Genomic DNA, 22,184 nt, shown 5'->3' on the forward strand with positions numbered 1-22,184 from the left:
TTCATTCCTCCTAAAAAAGATAAAAATATATAGGGCAGGGGTGACTGCCCATAAAATTATTTTTCACTTTTACGCATTACAGGATGCATAAAACTGCTTTCAGCTTGTGTTTCAATTGCGTCTGGTAGAGTAGTTAGCGCGTCTTTATTCATTTCATTAATAGTATCTTTATCCCATCTACTACTCATAACCATTTTTTCTTCATCTTTCATTCCATCATTCAGAGGATAATATACGTATATATCTGCACTATTTACATCAATTTTAGATTTCTTTAGCGCATATAACGCTTCAGATGTTCCCATTCTAAACCCTCTTGAGGTCATTTTTTCAGATAAATTTTCTTTGCCTTTCAATTCAATGGTTACATCAGACTCACCTACGCCAAAATCAACATTTTTAACATCTGCAGAATGTACTTCTTTTTTCAACTCCTTATTTAGCTTTTCTTCATCTGTCAGAGGTTTTTTAGTTTCTTCTTTCTTGTTAGTATCTTTTTCTTTTTTAGTATCTTGTTTATTTTCTTTCTTCTCTTGTTTGGTAGCAGTTTCCTTTTTAGGATCTTCTGATTCTGTGTTTTCGGAATCAGTAAAAATGTTCCCGATGCCACCAATAAGTATTAATATTATAATCCCACTCCAAATTTTGTGTTTTTTAATCCAACCGATAATTTTGTTATCTTCATTATCAGACGGTTCAAACTTCTGTGGATTAAACTCATGTATAATTTTTCTTTTTTCTTCCACTGGTTTTTTCTTGTACTCTTTTTTCTGATCTTTTGTTAGTGTTCTTAAATAATCCCCTTCCACCATAGTTTCCTTAAACGTAAGTGTTTCCTTCTTTGCCATTCTACCTTCTCCTTAATTATATTTTATATATTAAACAACAAACGTTGCTATTCCCAATTATGATGCTCGAACACTTGTAGTGGTTCAAACTTAATTACATATCCATGATGATATACCATCAACCCAAATTTCATTTTATAATGATTCAAAGCATTCAAAACATATTCCTCAGAAATATCTAAATATTGTGACATTTCGTATAAATTTTGTACGCCGTGATGAAAAGCATTAATTATGTCATCTAAGGAAATCGCTAATTCTGAACCTAAACGTCTTGCTTTTAATTCAAATTTACGATTTAACATTTTTGATTGATCTCGAATATCTCCATATGTAATTAGATGATGTGCTATTTCCTCATATAAAGTTTCAAGTTTGTTTACAGAATTTAAGCGTTTTTCAATAAGTATAACTTCACCTAAATACAGGCCTGCAAGGCCTTTTTTTAAATTAGTTTCTTCTATAATGATTTCATCATCATATTGTGCTAATAATTTTTCATAACTCCCCATGAAAACACCCCTTATTTATTACGCTTGCTTTTAACATATTCTGCATAATCTAATATTTCTTGCCATTCTTCTTCTGTTAAATCGCCATCTAAATGTGCAGCAATCGTTTCGAAAGAGTTTTTTGGTTTTGATTCTTTATCAGAAGATAAGTCTTCGCCCATTAAATCATCTATATTGACATTGAATATAGAAGCTATTTCAACTAACGTTTGCATTTTAGGAGTATATTTGCCTTTTTCCCATTCACTAATACTAGATGCGCTTTTTCTTCCTAGTTTATGTGCTAGATCAATTTGTTCCATATTATGTTTATTTCTTAAGTATTTTAAATTTTGGCTAAACATTTATGTTACCTCCTAAAATTAGTTTGTACCTATATTATACATTATTGTCGGATATTTACAACAGGAAAACCGAAATATTTTTTCGGCAAAAATGAAATATAATGCTTGACTTCGGAAAAACCGTAATGATACAATGTGGTTAACCTTTTCGAAAGGGGTGAAAAAAATGAATGAAAATACCGTTCTAACTTTAAAAGAATGGCGCGGTCTTAAAGGTTACACTAAAGTTGCTTTAGCGGCAAAGTCTGGTGTTAACGAAAGAACAATATATTTGTTCGAAAAAGATGTTAACAATATACAAAATGCTAACTTTAAGACAGTGAAAAAATTAGCGGATGCTTTAGATATTAAAGTCGCTAATATTTTTTTAGAATTCGATTCGGAAAAACCGAAATAAAATATAGGAGGAGCTTAAATGCAGGATTTACAAAACAAACCGAACATATCACAAATGTTCAATATTCAAGAAAAAGAAAATGGCGAAATTGCAATTAGTGGTCGTGAATTACATGAAGCACTAGAGATTAAAACAGAATATAAAAAGTGGTTCAGTAGAATGACTGAATATGGTTTTGAAGAAAATATCGATTATACAAGGGTGACCCAAAATTGTCTTACCCGAGGTGGATATCAAAATATAACTGATCACGCACTAACATTAGATACTGCTAAAGAAATTGCAATGATTCAAAGAAGTGATCCAGGTAAACGAGCACGACAATATTTTATTCAAGTAGAGAAAGCATGGAACAGTCCAGAAATGATAATGCAACGTGCTTTGAAAATAGCTAATGATACGAAATTACAATTAGAAGCACAAATTGAAAAAGACAAACCTAAAGTATTGTTCGCAGATTCTGTAGTTGGCAGTCAAAGTTCGATTTTAGTAGGAGAGTTAGCCAAACTACTTAAACAAAATGGAGTAGATATTGGTCAAAACAGATTGTTCGAGTGGATGAGAGAAAACGGCTATCTCATCAAACAAAAAGGTGAGAACTACAATTTACCTACACAACGCAGCGCAGACTTAGAAATCATGGATATTAAGAAACGCACAATTAACAATCCAGATGGTTCAAGCCAAATCACAAGAACAACAAAAATCACTGGCAAAGGTCAGCAATACTTCATTAATAAGTTTTTATCAGAGTAGGAGGAAGCGCAGTGAGTAATAATCGAGACACAATAAAAAATATAGCTATAAGACCACCAAGTTAGAACTTGATAGTCCGAGCTATTGAATAGTGAAAATCAGTGGTTTAACAATTAAATTTATTCAGAGGCGTGATAATGGTGGTTGTGGTTAGTTTGTTCATGTATCTCATAATACAGAACATTATTTAAATTTATTACTAGTTCATTAGGTTCTGTTACGTGAATGAATTGGTCATCAGATTCAGAAAAAAGAATGTCTTTAATTATAACTGATTGATTATCACTAAAGAAAAACTCTAAATGTCCGACATCGCTTGATTGTAATTGCTCATATATTTTACTTGAAATCATAGCAACTCTCCTTTCTTAGGGAGTTATTAAACTATAACATATAAAAACTGATAACAGGAGGAAACGGAATGAACCTAAAACAAGCATTAAAAATAACACTCCTAATCGTCATCTTGGCGGAAGAGATTAAGAGTGTTAATAAGAATAAACGATTTATTCCCGAAGATTCGAATGGATTATCCGATTTATCAAAGCCTTCAATGAGCAAATTCTAGTCAAAGATATTTTGATTAATAAAATCCCATTGACTTTTGGTTAGCCACCCTTGATGGTTATCTGTTATTTCTGCAAAAAACAATTTATCACCTGAATCGAGATAAGGTTTTAATTTATCTAACATTTCTGAAGGCGTTAAAGCAGAACGGAATAAAAATGAAGATTTCCAATAATTACAATAACCATTAGAAATTTCTTCTTTTATAACGTTTCTTAATTCTTCATATTTTTGTCCAGGTGAATTTAAATCATAGGTTAGCATATAAGGTTTCATCATAATTTTTCACCACCCACTATCGCAGTAGCGATAAATCAATTATACCAGAAAGGAGCCGGTAAAGATGGAATATATCGGATTTGCAGATGCAAAAGAGTTTGTAAAAATCAGTGGTATTTCTAGAGATGATCTAGAAGAAAAAGTTTATCCTAACAAAGAATTTCAAGCAGCTTGTATGTACCGGTTCGGAAGAGGTAACAAACGTTACATCAAAGTTAGACCAGCAATTGATTTTATAGAACAAAACATTTTCATTAAAGAAACTAATTTATAAGGAGGGATAGCATGAGGATGTTTTTAACAATACTAACAATGCCAGTCATCACGTTAATAGTAGCTTTGACAGTACAAGAGTTTTTCCTCGGCATTACATTATCGGTATTACTAAGTTATGTATCTTACATGTGCTGGGACTGGTTCCTTAACACAATAAAAAAGACTGAAAGCAACGGTAATTGCTAACAGTCAAAGTAAGTTATTTAAGAAATTTATAACTTAAATATACACGGAATAGAGGTGTTTCGTCAAATGGCGAAGGAAAAATCAATGTCTAGAAAAGAATATTGCAGAATCGTTCACAAGAATGTAGATCATTATGTAAACAATCGTCCAACTGAACGAGCGCCCAAAGTTGAGTATACAGACGAAGAAGAAACAGCACGTAAATTTTTCGAAGAAGATTTCGAAGTGTTAGAAATCGACTGGTCACTACACGACAAAATTATATATGAATCAACTCATATAAGAATACAAAGAAGTGAGAGGGTTGAAGTAAATGAATGAACAAACACTATTTAATAAATTGAATGCTTTAAATGTAAATGATCATGTTGAAAAGAAACAAGGTTTATCTTATCTAGCTTGGTCATATGCGCATCAAGAGCTTATGAAAATTGACCCTAACTATGAAATGAAGATACATGAATACCCACATCCAGACGTAGCTAACGAACAGTATTTCGTACCGTACTTAGCAAGTCCAGAGGGATATAGTGTAACGGTATCAATCACATTAAAAGGATTAACTAAGACTGAGACGTTGCCAGTATTAGATTTTAAAAATAAGTCAGTACCATATAAACAAGCTGACATGTTCCAAATTAATAAAACTTATAAACGTGCATTTGTTAAGTGTGCAGCGTTGTTAGGAATTGGACTTTACTTATATCACGGAGAAGATGCACCTGAAATTCCATTTGAATCTGCATCAGATGATGAAATCAACTCAATCAATGACAAAGTAAAACAACTTGCACCATTGATGAATATAAGTGAATCGCAATTAAAAAAGAAATTGCAAATACCAGATAAGATTTCTGCTCAAGACGCTGAAGAATCTCTAGTTAGATTAGACAACGGAATTAAATATTATAACAAAAAGGATGATAAATAATGACAAACTCAATTATATTCACAGGACGTATAACTAAAGATTTAGAAATTAAAGAAGTAGGACAGAAAAAAGTCACACACTTCTCGTTGGCAGTAGATAATCCATTCAAACGTGATGACACAAGCTTCTTTCATATTGAAGCATGGAACAAAACAGCAGACTTGTTAGTAGAACACTGCGGCAAAGGTTCAAAAGTACTAATTGAAGGTTCAGCTAAACAAAATACATTCACTGATAAAGAAGGTAATAATCGTGAACGAGTAGTATTCAATGCTAATAGAGTGGAATTCTTAGATACTAAATCATCAAATAATCAAAGTAAACAAGATAATGTTTTTGCTAATGGGACAAAAGACATTGAGCCAGAATTACCGTTTTAAAAAGGAGGAATAATCTTGAACATTCGTCAAAAATCAGAAGATTACTTGCAGAAACTTTATGATAATAAAGATTTCGTCATTATAGATAACCATGAAATAGATAACTTAAAAAATTTACACGGAATTGATCTTGATATTCTAAATACTTTTCATGCACAAGATATCTTTATGGTAGAACGCAACGACAGTAGATTTTGTGGGATAAGAGCAAATCATTTTGTAGTAAAAGTTGGTTGGTCTGAAGCACTTCTTGAAGATAATTCTCCAGTATACGTTATAACTGCCAACCATAAAGGCGATAGAGTGGTTACAGTTTTTATTGATTGGTTTATTGGAAGTGATTACTAGTGAGTGAAGTATCATGGATAAAGTTAAAGGTCGGCATGTTCGATGATAGCAAAATCAAATATATAGAGGGTTTACCTGAAAGAGATACAATCATAACGATTTGGGTTAAGTTGTTAACTTTAGCTGGTAAACACAATGAGCAAGGCTACATCATGTTGTCAAAAAACCTTCCGTATAACGAAGAAATGTTGGCTAACGAATTCAACAGATCACTTAACACAGTAAGGTTAGCGCTTCAAACTTTCACTATGTTAGGCATGATTGAATATGATGATGGAATTCTTAAAGTTGCTAACTGGGAAAAACACCAAAACATCGAAGGACTTGAGAAAATCAGAGAACAAAACAGATTACGTAAACAGAAACAAAGAGAAAAACAGAAATTATTAGAAAATAATCACGTGAAGTCACGTGACAGTCACGCAACAGAAGAAGAATTAGAAGAAGAAAAGAATAGAGAAGAAGATAAGTCTCCTTCTCTTCCTTACAAAAATATTATTAATCATCTAAATGAACAAGCAGATAAAAAATATAAGCACACTACTAATAAAACACAAGGACTCATCAAAGCGAGATTTAATGAAGGTTTTAATGAAGATGACTTCTTAAAAGTAATAGACAATATGGTTACAGAATGGAAAGGCAGCGAAAAGATGGAAATGTATCTGAGACCAGAAACATTATTCGGTACTAAATTTGAAAGTTACCTAAACAAAACAGTCGTAACTAATAAAAAAGGCGATAGTTATTTAGATAGATTAATGAACGGGGAGGAGTAGATGAATGAGTATGACTAAAAAGGAAGCAGTCACGATAATTAATCTAGTTGATTCTGCATTCAATATGAACTTCTCTAACGATGATTTAAAAACAAAGTTGTGGGTAGAGCAACTAACCCAATATGCAGACTATGAAAAGTCGTTATATAAAACCAAGAAGTACATCCGTGAAAATAAATTTAAACCTGCAATCGCTGAAGTTATGGATAGCAAACCTAAACAAACAAGTGACATCACAATACCTACTGAAGAAACGCATGAGTATAGAATGAAGCATGATCCTGAGTACGCTAAGAATCGTGAAAAACTAAAGCGACAGTGGGAGCAAATGAAACAAGAATGGATGAGTGAAGATGACTAAAATAAATGTACTTTCGACAGAAGAAGCCATCGTTTCGAATCTTATGCGCAATCCAGATCTGATAGGTAAATTAAAGCTCAAGCCACAAATGTTTAGCGACGATAAAATACAAGGATTCATTCAATACATTATGGATGCAGGAAAAGTAGATGTTAATCAAATCTATTACAAAAGTCGTGAAGATAAAAATTTCATAACTACTAAAAGACTTGGTGAAATTTATAACTCAAAAGGCACGGATAAGATGTTTTTTATGCAGGACCAAATGAATTTATTAGAGTCCTATGTTATTGAACAAGCTGCTAAAGAATCATCAGAATATCAATCAATGCCAAATCGCACTAATTTTAAACATCTAATCGAACAACTTCAACAATTAGATAGCATGACTATTGATAAAGAGAATCCAACTGATAACTATTTGATGGAAGTTATGGATCATATACTTTCAGATAAGCCAAAAGAATTCATTAAGACAGGTTTCGCTGCAATAGACAATAAAATAATGGGATTTGAAAGTGGCCAATTAAATGTATTAGGTGCTAGGCCGAGTCTTGGTAAAACAGCGCTTGCTTTAAATATGTTATGGAACATCACCTTAGAAGATTACCCAACAACTTTCTTTAGTTTAGAAACAGGTGGCAACAATATAGTTGAACGTTTGGTATCAAGCATTACTAATATACCACTTCATAAAATTAAGCAAGCTGATGGCATGAGTGATGATGAAACATCGTTGGTTATGGGTGCAATTAATAAAATTAAGCGACATAGCAATTTACGTATAGAGGACCAAGCGCAAATGACACCACAACATGTCAGAGAAATTGCGATGAAACCATCAGATAAGCCTCATGTAATCTTTATAGACTATTTAACATTGATGGAATCAGATGTTCCACAACGAGATAGACGATTAGAAGTGGAAAAAATATCCCGTGATTTGAAAATTATAGCAAAAGAAACTGGATGCGTAATTATAGCATTGTCTCAGCTAAGCCGTGGCGTTGAATCACGTAATGATAAAAGGCCAATGATGAGTGATCTAAGAGAAGCTGGTGGCATAGAGCAAGATGCGAATATGATTTTCTTCTTATATAGAGAAGATTATTACGATAAAGAGTTACAAAAAAATGATTCAGGCAAATCCGATATCGAATTTATTATTGCTAAAAATAAAGATGGGGAAACTGGTACTGCAGAACTGGAATTTTATAAAAAATCACAGAGGTTTTACGGATGATTATAGAAGAATTTCAACAACTACTAGGACACCTTTACAGAGACACATACAAAGGCGATACGCTCATTCAAGCTAATTTATTAGAGTTAGGTTGGGCAACTGAAAGATTGCTTATGAATGGGCGCATAACGCCGTTTGACGAGTACGAGGATAAGAAGGAAATTATCTACAAGGAAATGGAGTGGTCTGATAGATGGGATTAGTTGAAGGATATAAAAATAAATATTATTTGTACCGAGAAAATGACGAAAAAGTACTTTCAGTTATCCCATTAGCTCCTAATGTGAATAACGTAGGCAATTTAACTGGTGCTTACTTTGAAGGTGCAGAAAAAAATATGACTGATGACGAGTTAATGCACTTTAAGGGAGTACACAATCTGTACTACGAGCAAGAACTTGACAGCCAAATGAATATATTTGACCTCTAGGAGTGAATGAATGAAACGCATAGAATTAACGGTAGATGCTCCTATGGCATCACCTAGACCGAGATTTAGAAATGCAGGGAAGTTTGTACAAACATACATGTCTAGTGATTATATGAAGCATAAGAAAGAGTTGCAAAAACAAATGCCGAAACTTCTGCTAGATGAACCACTGATAATACTCATAGAGTTTCACTTTCCAATGTTGAAAAGTTGGAGTAAGAAAAAACAACAAACAATGGCAGGTAAATATAAAACAACCAAACCAGATGTAGATAATTTAATTAAAACAATACTTGATGCTGGTAATAATCACTTATGGGTTGATGACAATATCATTGCTGATGCAAGAGGCATAAAAACTTATTCCTTTGAACCGAGAGTCATTATTCACATTGAAAAAGTAGAAGGTGATCTAGATGAATGAAGAAACGGCGACTATTCGATACAAAGTCTACGTTGAGAAGAAAGTGTATGTAAATCACGACGACGACGATAATACTGCTGCTGATAAGATACACGATCAGATGTGGACATTAAAAGAAGATTACATGGACGCAAAGCCATTAGAGTTTGACGACGTAAAAATTATAGATAGGGGTTATTAATATGAAAACAATTAAAATACACGATGCGACATACGAGATTAAAGGTGAAAACTATGAAATGACAGAGAAATTAGATATTACGGATAAGTTAATTCGTAACAGATTACAAAACAATTGGTCTATAGAAGAAGCTTGCCAAGTACCTAAGGGAATTAACAGACAAGATCTAGTATACATCAACTATGCAAAACAATATGAAGAAGATAACACGGAAGCAACTTTGAATTATAGAGACGAAAAGCAAAGAGAAGAACGTCCTTGGTTGTATGACGGAACACCACAGAACCATAACAGAGGTAAGTGGTGCCAGTATTTAATGGAAACAAGTATTTTTCCCAAGGCGGTGCGTTAGATGAACATCAGTGATTTAAAAATTGGTAAATACGTTGTTGTGAATGATTTAGGTGCAAGTAAATATAGCGGTGGTATACGTGTGATAGGTAAAGTGGTTGAGATTGATGATAAAGGTAATTATGCAATTATCGAATCGCTACCTAAACACAGATATGAAATCACAGACTTCAATGATTTTGAGTTGTGGAGTAAGCAGATAGAAGATAAGACGGAGCGTATGAGTAAAACATCGGTTAAGTGGAATGAAAACAAGAATTTAGAACTTTATGATGGCCACGAAATAAAAGTACCAGATGAATTGTTAGAAAACTCTAATTCAAATTTAGTTGATTATGTTAGTGAAGAAATTAGAAAACATCAATCCAACGACGTACAACAACGTAAGCGTGGTGAATTAAATATAAGTGTTGGTATGGAAATAAAATCCGAAGATACAGTTAATCACCCACCACATTATAACTACGGTGATATAGAAACAATCGATTTTATAGAACAGGTAACCAAACACTACAACGCTAACGTAGCTTATCACATTGGAAATGCAATTAAATACTTAGCACGTAGTCCACATAAGAATGGTAAAGAAGATGTGGACAAGGCTAGATGGTATATCGAAAGAGCATTTGAGAATTGGGATGTGAAGTAAATGACACCTAACGACATACTACTAAAAAATTCTGACTTGATTGTTAAATCATTATTTCAAAGAGCCGATAGAACATATAAACAATTCTTGAAATATAGTAACACAAGTTATGAGGCAGAAGTTGGTACAAGTAGATACTGGAAAGCAATAAGCAGTATGGAACAGTCACAATTTGAGTTTAACGATTACATGAAACAACTTAAATTTATGGATGAGCTAACACAATGGAGTGATAAGTTGCATCAAGACAGATATAAGTTTGTTGAGAAGTATGACATTGTGATGGAGAAGTATAAATTATCATGATACTATCCGACACTATTAAAACTAAATACAAACTTGATACTAAAGGCAGAAATACTGTCGAAATGGCAAAGCTACTAAAAGATTATGGAGTTAAAGGATTTTTGATATCCGTAAATGCACACAGCATTGTCATGGCAGTGTTGCCAGAAGATAAGGAACATAACAGGAAAGCGATGGAGGGGTTGAGAAGATGAAAATCAAAACTAAGAAAACTATGAACTTACCACAGTTGATTGAGTGGGCGTGGGATAACGGTGTGAGAAACGTAACATTTAGAGGACTTGATAAAAAAGGTTATGTAGTTTCTATTAGCATTAATGATAAAGGAGAGTTTACATCAGACTGGCGTGTTTCTAAAAACGACCTTTTCACAGTCGAAGTCGAGGAAGAAATTACGGAAGATACACATTTAGATTATTTATATGTACTGACTGACGCAAAAGACGTCCATCGTTGCAATAACTTTACAATTAAAACTGCATCAATGGTTATAGGACGAGATGACCTCACATTCTTTACTTTGATTGATAACGACCTTGTAAAAATTTGCGATAGAGGAAAGCTGGTGGAGTAAATGATAGACATAGTAGCAAGTGGGACTGTGATTATCATATTCATTATATTTTTTATGATCATGACTAAAGGTGAGTAGAGGAGTGATGGCTAGTGGCTACAGATAAACAAGTAAAGTATGTCCAATCATTACAAGAACAATATGGTGCAGAAGATTACACAGAAAAAGAAATTAGAAATATGAGCCATAACGAAATAAGTATAGTCATAAATGAACTTAAAAAAGCGATTGCAGAAGATGAATTGTACAACGAATGTATGAGTTATGGATTACCTAATCAATAAGGAGTGTTAATTATGAATTCAGAAACGAAATTTCATGTTGGTGTTATGGATGCAAGGTTGAAGAAAGTGAAAAAGCAATGTGACCAATATAAAAAAGCGTATCAGCACTGTGTAGATGATTTAATCGTCTTGCGTGCGAATAACAAACGGTTGGAGCGGGAGAATGAATGTGAGAAAGAATGGTTTTATAAATATAGTTGTGAATTAGAACATATCGTCAAGCATGAACGAGACACAATTAAGAGGTTGGAACGGGAGAATGAGCAGTATATAAAATTACTTAAAGAATTTAACAATCTCATTAACTATAAACTAGCTATTCATCCTGGCAGCGATGTTTATATGTATTACCGAAGTGAGCTAAATAAATTGGGGGTTAAGTAGATGGCGTATGAGTATGAGGAAAGCAATAAGCAAATTGTTTTTACAGTAGATAATGAAAGTTCAATGGGTGAATTAAACGAACGAATTAAAGAACTACAAGAAGTCTATCAAAAAGCAAAGGCGTTTGAGGAGATAAAAGAATTTATAATCGAAAAATTAAAAGAGGAAGAAGAAAAATACTTGATTCAAAGTGAACAAGATGTCGGACAATATAAGGCGTACAACTACATTGACGATATTATACAAGAACATTTGGAGCGTGCAGACGATGAAAGGTGAAATTGAATTAACAGTTACACAACCGGCCACTGAATTACAGATAACAAAAGACAGTAGTATACAAGCGATACCACTTAGTAATGAGGCGTATGAGAAAGCGGTAAAAGGAGAAGGTGTAGACGATGAAAGATAGAGAGTATAAAGAGGTATGGCAGAAGATAAAGGCAGAAATGTTGGAATCTTACGCAAACTATGAAGGGCAGAAATGCATAAATAAGAATATGGGATTTCATAAGATTTTAGAGGGCGCACAAATTAGTTTAGCTCCAGTATTAGAAGACATGGACAAACTAGATGGCACAAACGAATTTAGCAACTTACTAAGCGATTTGGGGGACAAATAAATGATTAACACAGTAACTATAGATTTAAAAACATATAACGAACTACTTGCGAACACGGTAATGTACAACACTATGAAAGAGAAAAGCAATATGAACGAATTAATTAAACAAGTAGAACAATGGAGTAAAGATAAAGATTTGCACAAAGCAGACCCAACACGTCAAGCACTTAAAGTGTGGGAAGAAAGTGGGGAAGTTGGCGCAGCATTATCTCGTAACAAATTAGATGATTTAAAAGACGGTATAGGCGATACAGTCGTTACTTTAATTATATTGGCACAACAACATGGTTGGTCGTTACAGGAGTGTTTACAGTACGCATATGACGAGATCAAAGGGAGAACTGGGCGTACTATAAACGGTACATTTATTAAGGCAAGTGATTTGAATGGTTAAAGTATGTTCTATTTTTGATAGTATGCCAACATCTAAAACTAATACAGAAACAAGAATAGATATTACTAATCATAGGTTTGGAAAGTTGGTAGCCAAAGAAAGAATTGTAAAAATTCGACCTAGTGGCAAATATGTGACTTGCTATAAATGTTTATGCGATTGTGGCAATGAAGTTCTATATTCAATGCAATATTTAAGGAGTGGACATCGGAGAGATTGTGGTTGTGAAATCCCAATTGTTCATTTAGATATTACTAAAGATTTAAATTATCAAAGCAAAGACTATAATAATGAATATAGAAGAAGATATAGAAAGACTCCTACAGGTTATCTAAACAACTTGTATCATGGTATGAACGAGCGGAACAAAGCAAACGGATTTGGAAAACTTCCTTTTACTGCGAAAGAATTTTCGGATAAATATAGCAAACACTATGACTATTTAAAGTTGTTTGAAGAATATAAAAATAAAGATTTTAAAAAAGATTATGCACCTAGTATAGATAGGATTAACCCAAAACTAGGATATTTTTATGAAAACATGCAATTTATTTCTTGGAAAGACAATAAAGAAAAAAGTTACCAAGAACGAAAATTTACAAAAAGTGTACCTATTGATATGTACGAATTCAAAACAGGTAAGTTTTTAATGTCATTTGGAAGTGTTAGTGACGCTGCAAAGTATACAAAATTACAACAAAGTAATATAACTAAAAACTTAAAAGGGTTACGAAATAGAGTAGGAAGCTATACATTCAAATATGCTAACAAAAAAGAAAGTGATATATACCTTAAAATAAAATCTATTCTTAATAAGTAGGAGTGAATCTATGCAATACCTAGTACGCAAAATACACCACACAACAGATGAAGTGTTCCTGGATGCAACTAAGGCTAAGGAGAATGAAACGTTTGTTGTGGTGGATGCAGAGAGTGCAGAAGAAGCTAAGAGGATAGCAGAGTATAAAAACATATCAGAACATTTTATTGAATTATCGTTAAAAAAGGACAGTGAGTGATGATATTACTAGCTTTAATTATTAGTATACCTCTTACTTTATGTATGGTAGAAATGACTACTCAACGTGGTGTAGAGAAGAAACCTGCTAGTGATGAGTTAAAAAAACTTTTGAAGGAAAAATCAGAGGACAATAAGAAAGGGCAGTGAGTAACTTGGAAACAGGCAAATACTATTATGTTGTTACACGTAATAATCGAATGGCTACCGGTTCTATTGTGAGTTTTTATGCTGATGAAATAGTCGTGGAGAAAGTGTTAGAAACTACAAAAGACTTAACGAAAGCTGTACTATATGAAGATTACGAGGACGCATTAGAATTAGCAGAACAATATAACTTAGAAATTAAGAAAATAAGAGCAGACATTTTAGGATTAGGGAGTCGGTAATATGAAACACATACTCAAACCATTATTAATTATATTCTTATACGAACTAAGTAAAGCAATCACGTACGAGATCATTGTTAGGAAACAAGCAAACGATATGGTGGATGGGCCGAGGGATTATGAGGTGAGTAGATGACTAAGTATAAAGTACAATTCGAAGTACCGTATTTGTATCAAGGGGTCATCCCTTTAATGTATCATCCTTGCACCGTGGTAGATGCTAGAGATGAAGAAGAAGCTAAGACAAAAGCACAAGAAGTGTTCAACAGTCATCCAGATAACGTGAGCTTACCTAGAGAGATTATAAATGTGTCTATTGAGGAGGACGAGTAGTGTACATGGTAATGGCTACAGATAAAACCTTTTTCACAGGGCGTTGTCAATCTTACTTTGGGAGTAAAATGTTTAAAGATGTCAACGTTACAACTGATATAAACAAAGCATTGATTTTTAAAGATAAAGATTGGGTGCGTGAGTTTGTTGAGAAATATGGTGGAAAGATAGTGAAGATTAAATTACAGGAGGTATTTTGATATGTTCTGGATAATAGCGACAATTGTATTAGGTTGTATTACAATACTCACGCTTATATACAATTCAATTAAAGATACAAAGATAGATGCATTGGAGTATGAAGTAGCTTATCTACTATTCACGATATTTGAAAAGGACTTGCCTAAGAGAGAGTTGAGCGATGAGGATTTACGCAAGATTAAAAATGAGTTTAATAACCGTATGAAGTAACTGGAGGTAGCATATGAATTTAGGTAAAGAAGATATTCCAAAATTAGAACAGTTTTATCGCAAGTATGATGAGATGAAAGGACAGTTAGCATATAGAAGATATGAACTGTTATACCAGCCAGAAGATACAAATGTAGGTGGTGGCAAGTCTAATTTGCCTAGCAGTCCAGTAGAGAATGAAGTCATCAAGCTACATAAAGATGATAAGTATCGTAACTTACAATCAACTATACAAGCTGTGGAAGACGTATACAACAGAGCTACACCAGAACAGAAGGCGATTATCGAATATAGATATTGGGAGAAAGACCTGCTTATATATGAGTGGGAAGATATAGCTCATGAGTTAACTAAACGTAGAGAAGATGATAAGGTTATCAGCCAACATTCTGCTATTAGAATGCGCAATCAAATAATGAGAGATACTGCAGAAAGAATAGGATGGATACATTTCGACTAACCGCAATTACCACATTAGTGAATTGCGCCTTGTCAATGGGTTAATATTATATCATAGGTAAAATGGATAGTAGCTTTAGAGGTAGAGCTATTAATAATGTAGGTGTGTGAAACCTAGTACTATATTATACGAGGCACGTTACTTTTGTAGCGTGTCTTTTTGTATGCACCTATTTAATCTACCCACATAATAAGGACACACATATTAAAGGACACTACTTATTAAGGTGCGGTGTTTAAGGTCGCATACTTTAAGGACCTATGTTAAAGGTCATGCACTTTGAGTGCAGGCTTTGAAGGTCAACACTTATCCATTGAGTGTATGACAGACAGAACAATGAACATTCATTTACATTAAAAGGTTTCGTTAGTTTAAAAGATTAATTGAAACATTAAATAATAAATCAAAGTAAAGTTTGTTTGTTGTTTTAACAATTGAATAATAAAGAAATGTTTTATTGATCATAAACTTTAAAGATTAATTTGCATTTGATTGATGAAACATTTTCTAAAGTGAAAGACAAAATGATTTCTTAATTTTATTTTAGATTTTGTTTTGTCTTTTCTTTTTTTATTTTTAAAACCAATTTAAATAATTATTAATTTTAAATATTAAATTCAAATGAAAGAAGTTGATTCATTTGTTTGTTCAACCAAAGGTTCGACTTGGTAACAAGAACTATACTCAAACCGAGTTGCAAAGGTATAGGAAAGGCAATACCAAAAGGTATAACCAAGAGGTTAGGCAGAATAGACGTAATAAGGAGTATACAGCGTTCTACAACAGTACATTGTGGCGTAAGTTACGTGTGCAGGTTTTAATACGTGATAACTACTTATGTCAACACTGTTTAGCTGAAGGTGTTGTGAATGACAAGGATTTAATTGTCCATCACATCGTGGAGTTAAAAGACGACTGGTCAAAAAGACTGGATATGGAAAATTTAGAGGCGGTGTGTATTTCATGCCACAACAAAATTCATTCTAATTAATTTTTTACTTTATTTTTTATTTTTCAAAAATATTTTTGGGGGAGAAAGAAAACCCCCGTCACTCTGGGAACAGCGAACAACGAGCCGCCCCTTTCTGTGACCAAATTCCCAAAATGAAAACTTTCACAAAGTCATATAACGTCTGGAGGTGCTGATATGGCAGGAAGAAAACCGAAATTAAATGCAAATAAGCTAGGAAATAGAACAAAAGAAGAATTAGAACAATCAGAACTTAAAGAAAACGGCTTACAACAGTTCACAAAAATTAATGTTGAAACTGTGCCTGATGGTTTAACTGAAAATGCTGCTAAAGAGTGGTTAAGGGTAGTACCATTACTTGAACAATTGCCAATAGCCGAATTAGATTATTCGCTTATCAAGAAATATTGTGAAGTATTAGATCAGAACGATACTTTATATCGCTCAATAAGCGAGAAAAATGGTATTGAAGGTATGGTTGACCCGGAAACTAATCGTAAAACAGGCGCCTTCATGGCTTATATGGAGTCGTTGAAAGAGTTGCGTTCTATTTGTGGGCAATTAGGAATGACAATCGATTCACGTATGAGGTTAGTTGTGCCTACTGAAAGTGAAGTTAAACAATCTGTGTACGATGAATTTGGTGTTGATGACGATGACTAGCGTAAAAATACCTAAAGCGTATGAAACATTATTAGATATACCTAAAGAATACAGAGATGACGCTTATAAATATTGTGTCATGGTCTTGTCTGGAGCTTATGTTACGTGTAAGGATACTAGGTTGGCTTGTATTCGTCATTTAAAGGACATACAACGGTCAATAAACAATGATGAATGGAATTATACCTATAAGCCTAAACGCGCTAAAAAGGTTATTAAATTCATTGAAGCACTGCCCGATACAAAAGGTAATATAAATAAACTTGGATTGTTCCAAAAATTCATCATCGCTAGCGTGCGTGGTTGGTTTACTAAAGACAACGACATGTTGCGTTTTAGAAAAGCTTTTATCTCTGTATCAAGAAAGTCTGGTAAATCTTTATTGGTAAGTGGTTTGGTATTATATGCTTTCCTATTTGATAAAGAACCTAAAGAAGGACGACAAATGTTTGCTGCAGCTAATGATAAAAAACAAGCAAGTATTGTATTTAATATGGTTGCTAAACAATTGATGTACTTTGTATCTAAGGTACCAGAACTAAAAAAAGATGTTAAGAAAGTGCGCGAGTTGTTGCAAAACACTAAAGATGATTCATATGTAATGCCTCTCTCTCGTGATACTGGAGCAGTGGACGGATTCGAACCATTCTTAGCAGTAATAGATGAATATCATGCAGCAAAAACAAATGAAATGCTAGAACTTATACAGTCTGGTCAAGGTAACTTATTACAAAGTTTAATTTTTATTATCTCAACAGCAGGTTTTAATCTTAACGCGCCAATGTATACAGATGAATGGCCATATGCAAAAGATATATTAGCGGAAGTATATACGGATGATGAATACTTCGCAGTGATCTATGAACAAGATTCAGAAGATGAATGGCAAGATAAGTCCACTTGGGCTAAATCTAACCCATTGATTAACGAGACAGATGAATTGAAAGAACAAATAGAAGATTTTCTTGAAAAGCGTGTAGCAGAAGCTACTAAGAAAAATACAATGTTCAGAGTGTTAGTGAAAAACTTCAATTATTGGATGCAAGCTAGTGAAGAATCTTACCTTGATTTCAATGATTGGAAGAAAAACGAAACTGACTTCGACATTAATAATTCAAAAGTTTATATCGGCTTAGACTTATCTCGCGCAGATGATTTAACAGCAATATCCTTTATACACCTAGATGAAACCAACAAACAATACTATATAACCTCTCACTCCTTTGTGGGCACTAAAGGAGGGTTACAAGGAAAGATTGAGCGAGACCTTATAGATTATCATCAGTTAGCAAATGATGGCTATTGTACTATCACAAACTTGTCTAGCGGGATTATAAATACAGACCAAGTCTTAGATTACATTGAAAATTATGTGAATAGACACAATTTAGATGTTCAAGCCATTTGTTACGACCCTTATTCTATACACGGTGTGTTAGCAGAGATTGAACGTAGAGAATGGTTTTATGACTTATATGAAATAAGACAGGGTCCACAAACATTATCTAATCCTAACTTAGATTTCAGATTAAATGTAATTAATGGTGATGTTAAACATCATAAAAACCCATTATTAGATACAGCAGTTAAAAATGCTATTGCTAAGAATGTGAATGACTCAATAATGATTGAAAAGAAAATGAACAGACATAAAATCGACCCACTCATGGCTACAATATTCGCTTATGTAATAGCTAGTGAACACGAATGGGACACAGAAACGTTTATGCCAATGTTCTTATAGGGAGGTGTTGCAATGAAAAAATTCTTATACGCATTATTATTGATTATATTATTTATAGTCGGAATAACCAGTATATTCTATGGATTATTTATATTTTGGAAACCATTAGCATTTATTGTTGGTGGTTTATTTTTAATTGGTTTAACTGGAGTGTTAAATCAAGCGTACGATAACACCTCAGAAAGGGGTGAAAATTAAAAATGCCATTACTTGATTTAGGATTTACAAGTAAACAAGAAAAAATGAATAGAGATTTAGAAAGATTATTGTACTGGCAAGAACATGGAACACATGCGAGTTATGTTGGTATTAATGCATTGAAAAACAGTGATGTATTTACTGCTACACGTATTATTTCAGCAGATATTGCTAGTACAAAATTAAAAGTTAAAGGTCATGAGACGAACACAGTAATGAACGATGTATTGAATTTATTCAATAACAATCCTCATTCAGACTTACCAGGGTGGCACTTCAAATTCATTATCATTGCGAACATGTTACTCAACGGCCAATCGTTCGTTGAGATTGTACGTGATAAAAATGATTTCCCTGTTGGTTTCCATTTCTTACATAACGATTTAGTAGGGATTGAAGAAAAGGATGGGGAAGTTATTTATAACGTCAGTGAGGATGTAGAAGGTAATGCAGTAAAAATTACTAGTGAGGATATACTGCATTTTAGATACATCACACTAGATGGATATGTAGGTTATAGTCCCTTGTACGCGTTAGCACATGAGATTGGTATATCACAAGGTTCAAAAAGTTTCTTACGGAATTTCTTTGACAATGGTGGTACGTCAACTTCTGTATTGCAGTATAAAAAAGGTCACATCAATGCCGAGCAGTTAAGAGATTTAAAACAAGATTTTGCGAACAGCCAATTAAAAAATAATGGTGGACTAGTTGCTATAGATGACACGATGGACTTTAAACGGTTACAAATACCGACTGAGGTATTAAATTTCTTAAATAGTTATAAGTTCAGCACATCACAAGTCGCTAAAGCATTTGGATTACCAGTATCTAAATTAGGTATAGAAACGGTTAATACATCCATTACACAAGCTAATCTCGAATATCTGCAAAGTACATTAGATCCAATATTCAAAATGATGATTGCAGAACTAGAAACTAAGATATTCAAATTCATTGATTCTGGTTATGAATTGGAATTTGATTCTTCTCGTCTTATTGATATTGACCCAGAATTACAATTGCAACGTATTACAGAATTGCATGGTAAAGGAATTATATCAACAGATGAAGCAAGAAGTGTATTTGGTTATCAACCTATTGAATATGGTGAACAACCACTTGTTGACCTTAACAGAGCGCCACTTTCAACTTTACAAAGCTATCAAGAATCAAAGATAGAAAAAGAAGTTGAAAAAAACACAGTTGAAAGGGGTGATGAATATGACAAATAGTAACGTTGAGACTACACAGGATATGGTTATTGAAGGTTATGCTTTAACTTTTAATACACTGAGTAATGATTTAGGCGGGTTTAAAGAAAGAGTTTTACCTAATGCTTTAGACGATGTGGACATAGATGACGTTAAGTGTTTAATCAATCATGAAGATAGATATGTTATTGGTAGGACAAAAGCTGGAACGCTTGAACTATCTGTGGACGACAAAGGATTAAAATTTAAATGTTGGCTGCCACAAACATCTTACGCAAAGGATATATACGAAAATATTGATGTGGGAAACGTTAATGAATGTAGTTTTCACGCTTGGTATTTAAAAGATAACAATGGTAAAACAACTGGATTTTATTGGACTGTTGAAGATGGAGATTACGTCATGAATGTTGAAAAGTTTGAAAAGTTAATTGATGTAAGCATCGTCACCACACCTGCTTATAAAGATACTGGCGTGTTAGTTGCTCAACGTTCACAAGACCTAACACAAGTTAAAGAGTTAGAAAAATTGAAAATAGCGATTGAATTGGACGGCCTACGTTTTAAAACGTAAGGCTATTTTTTATACCCAAATTTAATAAGGAGGCATACACATGGCTAATTTAGACGAGCGCAAAAAAGAAATCTCTAATTTGATTTCTAAAGCGCAAGAAGCAGTCGAAAAGGGCGACCTTGAAACTGCTCGTAATTTAAAAGCTGATATCGATGCACAGAAAAAAGAATATGAAGAACTTGAACAACTTTCTGAAGAAATCGAAGCATCAGCGCCTAAGCAAGATGAAACACCACCTAAAGATGAAGGTGCAGAAGAAACGGACAACAAGACAGAGGAACCCAAGGAAGACAAGTCAGAGGATAACCCAACCGATGACAAAGAAGAAAAGCCAGACACAGAGGATGATAAACCATCGTCTGATGATAAGGCAAAAGATGAAACACCAGCTATCGAGAAAGTAGAAGAACCTACGGAAGACGAGCTGGAAGAAGAAAAAGACAAAAAGAAAAAAGAAGGAGCGAAACGTTCTATGGCGAAATTAAATCAAAATCAAGAAACAAACGAGGAAATCTTAGGTTTCGAACAGTACATGAAATCTAAAGGAGCAAAACGTGACAATGTTAAGTCTGATGATGTTGGCGTAACAATTCCAGAGGATATTAAATATATTCCTGAGAAAGAAGTTAAGACAGTACAAGACTTATCAGAATTAGTACAAAAAACATCAGTATCAACTGCAAGTGGTAAATACCCAATCTTAAAACGTGCTAATGCTAAATTTAACACTGTTGCAGAACTAGAGAAAAACCCAGAGTTAGCGCGTCCAGAATTCGAAACAATTGCATGGGAAGTAGACACTTACCGTGGATCTATTCCAATCTCACAAGAGGCGTTAGACGATTCAGTTGCTAACTTAACTGCTATTGTGTCTGAGAATATCAACGAACAAAAAATTAATACTTTAAATGAAAGAATTGGAGCAGTGTTACAAGCATTTAACCCTACATCAATCTCTGATGTGGATGACTTAAAAGCAATCATTAACGTTAAATTAGACCCAGGTTACGACCGTCAAATCATCTGTACACAAAGTTTCTACCAAAAATTAGATACTTTGAAAGATGGTAACGGTCGTTATTTATTACAAGATAGCATTATTAATACTGCAGGGAACACAGTATTAGGCATGAACGTAACAGTTGTGCGTGATGACCTATTAGGTACTAATGGTGATGCTAAAGCATTTATTGGTGATATTAAACGTGGTGTTCTATTTGCTGACCGTACAGACGTATCAGTTCAATGGATTGAAAACGAAATCTACGGTAAATACTTGATGGGCGCTTTCCGTTTCGATGTTAAACAAGCAGATAAAAACGCTGGTTTCTTCGTAACATTTGAAGATTCAGCACAAGAACCAGATGGCGATTTAGGCGCATAAGAAAAGTAGGTGATTTC

44 protein-coding genes and 1 pseudogene are annotated in these 22,184 nt (G+C 33.6%); 40 read left to right on the forward strand and 5 right to left on the reverse strand.

The window, feature by feature from the left end; translation table 11 throughout:
* Window positions 1–56: 56 nt before the first annotated feature.
* Genes KA894_RS04580 through KA894_RS04590 form a run of 3 tightly spaced genes read right to left on the reverse strand, consistent with a single transcriptional unit; the run spans window position 57 to window position 1,704 of the window.
* Window positions 57–848 carry a hypothetical protein gene (locus KA894_RS04580; RefSeq protein ID WP_210133738.1) on the reverse strand — a complete coding sequence of 264 codons (792 nt, stop codon included), beginning with the start codon at window positions 846–848 and terminating at the stop codon, window positions 57–59.
* Window positions 849–895: 47 nt separating this feature from the next.
* Window positions 896–1,360, reverse strand: a complete 465-nt coding sequence (locus KA894_RS04585; RefSeq protein ID WP_210133739.1) for an ImmA/IrrE family metallo-endopeptidase — start codon at window positions 1,358–1,360, stop codon at window positions 896–898.
* Window positions 1,361–1,371: 11 nt separating this feature from the next.
* Complete coding sequence (locus KA894_RS04590; protein WP_115342283.1) at window positions 1,372–1,704, reverse strand: helix-turn-helix transcriptional regulator; 333 nt, start codon at window positions 1,702–1,704, stop codon at window positions 1,372–1,374.
* A gap of 166 nt (window positions 1,705–1,870) precedes the next feature.
* Here KA894_RS04590 and KA894_RS04595 point away from each other — a divergent pair, with 166 nt between their 5' ends.
* Together KA894_RS04595 and KA894_RS04600 are read left to right on the forward strand one after the other, a co-directional pair.
* Complete coding sequence (locus KA894_RS04595; RefSeq protein WP_107549498.1) at window positions 1,871–2,101, forward strand: helix-turn-helix transcriptional regulator; 231 nt, start codon at window positions 1,871–1,873, stop codon at window positions 2,099–2,101.
* Window positions 2,102–2,119: 18 nt separating this feature from the next.
* Window positions 2,120–2,857 (forward strand): phage antirepressor KilAC domain-containing protein, encoded by a 738-nt coding sequence (locus tag KA894_RS04600; RefSeq protein ID WP_210133740.1) that lies wholly within the window; start codon window positions 2,120–2,122, stop codon window positions 2,855–2,857.
* Between the two features lie 119 nt (window positions 2,858–2,976).
* Here KA894_RS04600 and KA894_RS04605 read toward each other — a convergent pair whose 3' ends face one another.
* Window positions 2,977–3,210: a hypothetical protein gene (locus KA894_RS04605; RefSeq protein ID WP_115342281.1), complete on the reverse strand. Its 234-nt coding sequence runs from the start codon at window positions 3,208–3,210 to the stop codon at window positions 2,977–2,979.
* 211 nt (window positions 3,211–3,421) lie between these two features.
* Window positions 3,422–3,703 (reverse strand): hypothetical protein, encoded by a 282-nt coding sequence (locus tag KA894_RS04610; protein ID WP_119649746.1) that lies wholly within the window; start codon window positions 3,701–3,703, stop codon window positions 3,422–3,424.
* Window positions 3,704–3,767: 64 nt separating this feature from the next.
* On the opposite strand from KA894_RS04610, the gene KA894_RS04615 reads away from it, so the two are divergent.
* The 38 genes and pseudogenes from KA894_RS04615 (at window position 3,768) to KA894_RS04800 (ending at window position 22,167) form a co-directional block, all read left to right on the forward strand.
* On the forward strand, window positions 3,768–3,977 hold the full coding sequence (locus KA894_RS04615) for a hypothetical protein (protein WP_210133741.1): 210 nt from the start codon (window positions 3,768–3,770) through the stop codon (window positions 3,975–3,977).
* 254 nt (window positions 3,978–4,231) lie between these two features.
* Entirely contained in the window at window positions 4,232–4,486 is a 255-nt protein-coding gene (locus KA894_RS04620) for a DUF2483 family protein (protein ID WP_096810590.1), read from the forward strand.
* The gene (locus tag KA894_RS04625; protein WP_210133742.1) at window positions 4,479–5,096 is read left to right on the forward strand and encodes a Sak single strand annealing protein; all 618 of its coding nucleotides are present in this window, start codon (window positions 4,479–4,481) and stop codon (window positions 5,094–5,096) included. The genes KA894_RS04620 and KA894_RS04625 overlap by 8 nt, the downstream gene beginning before the upstream one ends.
* Window positions 5,096–5,476: a single-stranded DNA-binding protein gene (locus KA894_RS04630; protein ID WP_210133743.1), complete on the forward strand. Its 381-nt coding sequence runs from the start codon at window positions 5,096–5,098 to the stop codon at window positions 5,474–5,476. The genes KA894_RS04625 and KA894_RS04630 overlap by 1 nt, the downstream gene beginning before the upstream one ends.
* 15 nt (window positions 5,477–5,491) lie before the next feature.
* Window positions 5,492–5,824: a hypothetical protein gene (locus KA894_RS04635; protein ID WP_210133744.1), complete on the forward strand. Its 333-nt coding sequence runs from the start codon at window positions 5,492–5,494 to the stop codon at window positions 5,822–5,824.
* The gene (locus KA894_RS04640) at window positions 5,824–6,603 is read left to right on the forward strand and encodes a phage replisome organizer N-terminal domain-containing protein (protein ID WP_210133745.1); all 780 of its coding nucleotides are present in this window, start codon (window positions 5,824–5,826) and stop codon (window positions 6,601–6,603) included. Before KA894_RS04635 ends, KA894_RS04640 begins: the two co-directional genes overlap by 1 nt.
* Window positions 6,604–6,607: 4 nt before the next feature.
* Complete coding sequence (locus KA894_RS04645; RefSeq protein WP_210133746.1) at window positions 6,608–6,964, forward strand: hypothetical protein; 357 nt, start codon at window positions 6,608–6,610, stop codon at window positions 6,962–6,964.
* On the forward strand, window positions 6,957–8,207 hold the full coding sequence (locus tag KA894_RS04650) for a DnaB helicase C-terminal domain-containing protein (protein WP_210133747.1): 1,251 nt from the start codon (window positions 6,957–6,959) through the stop codon (window positions 8,205–8,207). Before KA894_RS04645 ends, KA894_RS04650 begins: the two co-directional genes overlap by 8 nt.
* Window positions 8,204–8,410, forward strand: coding sequence for a hypothetical protein (locus tag KA894_RS04655; RefSeq protein ID WP_210133748.1), 207 nt, complete (start codon window positions 8,204–8,206; stop codon window positions 8,408–8,410). Before KA894_RS04650 ends, KA894_RS04655 begins: the two co-directional genes overlap by 4 nt.
* The gene (locus tag KA894_RS04660) at window positions 8,401–8,637 is read left to right on the forward strand and encodes a DUF3269 family protein (protein ID WP_210133749.1); all 237 of its coding nucleotides are present in this window, start codon (window positions 8,401–8,403) and stop codon (window positions 8,635–8,637) included. Before KA894_RS04655 ends, KA894_RS04660 begins: the two co-directional genes overlap by 10 nt.
* A 10-nt stretch (window positions 8,638–8,647) precedes the next feature.
* Window positions 8,648–9,061 carry a RusA family crossover junction endodeoxyribonuclease gene (locus tag KA894_RS04665; protein WP_210133750.1) on the forward strand — a complete coding sequence of 138 codons (414 nt, stop codon included), beginning with the start codon at window positions 8,648–8,650 and terminating at the stop codon, window positions 9,059–9,061.
* On the forward strand, window positions 9,054–9,242 hold the full coding sequence (locus KA894_RS04670) for a hypothetical protein (protein ID WP_192943052.1): 189 nt from the start codon (window positions 9,054–9,056) through the stop codon (window positions 9,240–9,242). The genes KA894_RS04665 and KA894_RS04670 overlap by 8 nt, the downstream gene beginning before the upstream one ends.
* A 1-nt stretch (window position 9,243) precedes the next feature.
* Window positions 9,244–9,594, forward strand: coding sequence for an SA1788 family PVL leukocidin-associated protein (locus KA894_RS04675; RefSeq protein WP_210133751.1), 351 nt, complete (start codon window positions 9,244–9,246; stop codon window positions 9,592–9,594).
* 429 nt (window positions 9,595–10,023) lie between these two features.
* A pseudogene (locus KA894_RS14675) lies at window positions 10,024–10,242 on the forward strand (DUF3310 domain-containing protein); the annotation flags it as partial.
* Complete coding sequence (locus KA894_RS04685) at window positions 10,243–10,548, forward strand: DUF1140 family protein (protein ID WP_210133752.1); 306 nt, start codon at window positions 10,243–10,245, stop codon at window positions 10,546–10,548.
* On the forward strand, window positions 10,545–10,742 hold the full coding sequence (locus KA894_RS04690; protein WP_210133753.1) for a hypothetical protein: 198 nt from the start codon (window positions 10,545–10,547) through the stop codon (window positions 10,740–10,742). Before KA894_RS04685 ends, KA894_RS04690 begins: the two co-directional genes overlap by 4 nt.
* Window positions 10,739–11,122 carry a hypothetical protein gene (locus KA894_RS04695; protein ID WP_210133754.1) on the forward strand — a complete coding sequence of 128 codons (384 nt, stop codon included), beginning with the start codon at window positions 10,739–10,741 and terminating at the stop codon, window positions 11,120–11,122. Before KA894_RS04690 ends, KA894_RS04695 begins: the two co-directional genes overlap by 4 nt.
* 92 nt (window positions 11,123–11,214) lie before the next feature.
* Window positions 11,215–11,406, forward strand: a complete 192-nt coding sequence (locus tag KA894_RS04700) for a hypothetical protein (RefSeq protein WP_210133755.1) — start codon at window positions 11,215–11,217, stop codon at window positions 11,404–11,406.
* A gap of 12 nt (window positions 11,407–11,418) precedes the next feature.
* Complete coding sequence (locus KA894_RS04705) at window positions 11,419–11,790, forward strand: hypothetical protein (RefSeq protein WP_210133756.1); 372 nt, start codon at window positions 11,419–11,421, stop codon at window positions 11,788–11,790.
* Window positions 11,791–12,069 carry a hypothetical protein gene (locus KA894_RS04710; protein WP_210133757.1) on the forward strand — a complete coding sequence of 93 codons (279 nt, stop codon included), beginning with the start codon at window positions 11,791–11,793 and terminating at the stop codon, window positions 12,067–12,069.
* Window positions 12,059–12,202 carry a hypothetical protein gene (locus tag KA894_RS04715; protein ID WP_210133758.1) on the forward strand — a complete coding sequence of 48 codons (144 nt, stop codon included), beginning with the start codon at window positions 12,059–12,061 and terminating at the stop codon, window positions 12,200–12,202. The genes KA894_RS04710 and KA894_RS04715 overlap by 11 nt, the downstream gene beginning before the upstream one ends.
* Complete coding sequence (locus KA894_RS04720; protein ID WP_210133759.1) at window positions 12,192–12,413, forward strand: hypothetical protein; 222 nt, start codon at window positions 12,192–12,194, stop codon at window positions 12,411–12,413. The genes KA894_RS04715 and KA894_RS04720 overlap by 11 nt, the downstream gene beginning before the upstream one ends.
* A gap of 90 nt (window positions 12,414–12,503) precedes the next feature.
* Window positions 12,504–12,809, forward strand: a complete 306-nt coding sequence (locus KA894_RS04725) for a MazG-like family protein (RefSeq protein WP_210133810.1) — start codon at window positions 12,504–12,506, stop codon at window positions 12,807–12,809.
* Window positions 12,802–13,629, forward strand: coding sequence for a hypothetical protein (locus KA894_RS04730; protein WP_210133760.1), 828 nt, complete (start codon window positions 12,802–12,804; stop codon window positions 13,627–13,629). Before KA894_RS04725 ends, KA894_RS04730 begins: the two co-directional genes overlap by 8 nt.
* A 10-nt stretch (window positions 13,630–13,639) precedes the next feature.
* Window positions 13,640–13,828: a DUF1381 domain-containing protein gene (locus KA894_RS04735; protein ID WP_210133761.1), complete on the forward strand. Its 189-nt coding sequence runs from the start codon at window positions 13,640–13,642 to the stop codon at window positions 13,826–13,828.
* A 154-nt stretch (window positions 13,829–13,982) separates the two neighbouring features.
* Window positions 13,983–14,216, forward strand: coding sequence for a hypothetical protein (locus tag KA894_RS04740; protein ID WP_210133762.1), 234 nt, complete (start codon window positions 13,983–13,985; stop codon window positions 14,214–14,216).
* 1 nt (window position 14,217) lies between these two features.
* Entirely contained in the window at window positions 14,218–14,352 is a 135-nt protein-coding gene (gene rinB / locus KA894_RS04745; protein WP_210133764.1) for a transcriptional activator RinB, read from the forward strand.
* Window positions 14,349–14,549: a hypothetical protein gene (locus KA894_RS04750; RefSeq protein WP_210133766.1), complete on the forward strand. Its 201-nt coding sequence runs from the start codon at window positions 14,349–14,351 to the stop codon at window positions 14,547–14,549. Before rinB ends, KA894_RS04750 begins: the two co-directional genes overlap by 4 nt.
* Window positions 14,549–14,749 carry a hypothetical protein gene (locus KA894_RS04755; RefSeq protein ID WP_210133768.1) on the forward strand — a complete coding sequence of 67 codons (201 nt, stop codon included), beginning with the start codon at window positions 14,549–14,551 and terminating at the stop codon, window positions 14,747–14,749. Before KA894_RS04750 ends, KA894_RS04755 begins: the two co-directional genes overlap by 1 nt.
* Before the next feature lies 1 nt (window position 14,750).
* Entirely contained in the window at window positions 14,751–14,960 is a 210-nt protein-coding gene (locus KA894_RS04760; RefSeq protein ID WP_210133770.1) for a DUF1514 family protein, read from the forward strand.
* 13 nt (window positions 14,961–14,973) lie between these two features.
* On the forward strand, window positions 14,974–15,420 hold the full coding sequence (locus KA894_RS04765) for a transcriptional regulator (protein WP_210133772.1): 447 nt from the start codon (window positions 14,974–14,976) through the stop codon (window positions 15,418–15,420).
* Window positions 15,421–16,060: 640 nt separating this feature from the next.
* Complete coding sequence (locus KA894_RS04770; protein ID WP_115342255.1) at window positions 16,061–16,411, forward strand: HNH endonuclease; 351 nt, start codon at window positions 16,061–16,063, stop codon at window positions 16,409–16,411.
* Window positions 16,412–16,567: 156 nt separating this feature from the next.
* Entirely contained in the window at window positions 16,568–17,053 is a 486-nt protein-coding gene (locus tag KA894_RS04775; protein WP_115342254.1) for a phage terminase small subunit P27 family, read from the forward strand.
* On the forward strand, window positions 17,046–18,797 hold the full coding sequence (locus tag KA894_RS04780) for a terminase large subunit (RefSeq protein WP_210133774.1): 1,752 nt from the start codon (window positions 17,046–17,048) through the stop codon (window positions 18,795–18,797). The genes KA894_RS04775 and KA894_RS04780 overlap by 8 nt, the downstream gene beginning before the upstream one ends.
* Window positions 18,798–18,809: 12 nt before the next feature.
* A complete protein-coding gene (locus KA894_RS04785; protein WP_210133775.1) occupies window positions 18,810–18,995 on the forward strand; it encodes a hypothetical protein in 186 nt (61 codons plus the stop codon).
* A gap of 2 nt (window positions 18,996–18,997) precedes the next feature.
* The gene (locus KA894_RS04790) at window positions 18,998–20,230 is read left to right on the forward strand and encodes a phage portal protein (RefSeq protein WP_210133781.1); all 1,233 of its coding nucleotides are present in this window, start codon (window positions 18,998–19,000) and stop codon (window positions 20,228–20,230) included.
* A complete protein-coding gene (locus KA894_RS04795) occupies window positions 20,220–20,783 on the forward strand; it encodes an HK97 family phage prohead protease (protein WP_210133784.1) in 564 nt (187 codons plus the stop codon). Before KA894_RS04790 ends, KA894_RS04795 begins: the two co-directional genes overlap by 11 nt.
* Before the next feature lie 40 nt (window positions 20,784–20,823).
* Window positions 20,824–22,167 (forward strand): phage major capsid protein, encoded by a 1,344-nt coding sequence (locus tag KA894_RS04800; RefSeq protein ID WP_210133785.1) that lies wholly within the window; start codon window positions 20,824–20,826, stop codon window positions 22,165–22,167.
* The last annotated feature ends 17 nt before the right edge of the window (window positions 22,168–22,184 follow it).

It is taken from the genome of Staphylococcus sp. GDY8P131P (genome assembly GCF_017891975.1).
Lineage (GTDB): Bacteria > Bacillota > Bacilli > Staphylococcales > Staphylococcaceae > Staphylococcus > Staphylococcus nepalensis.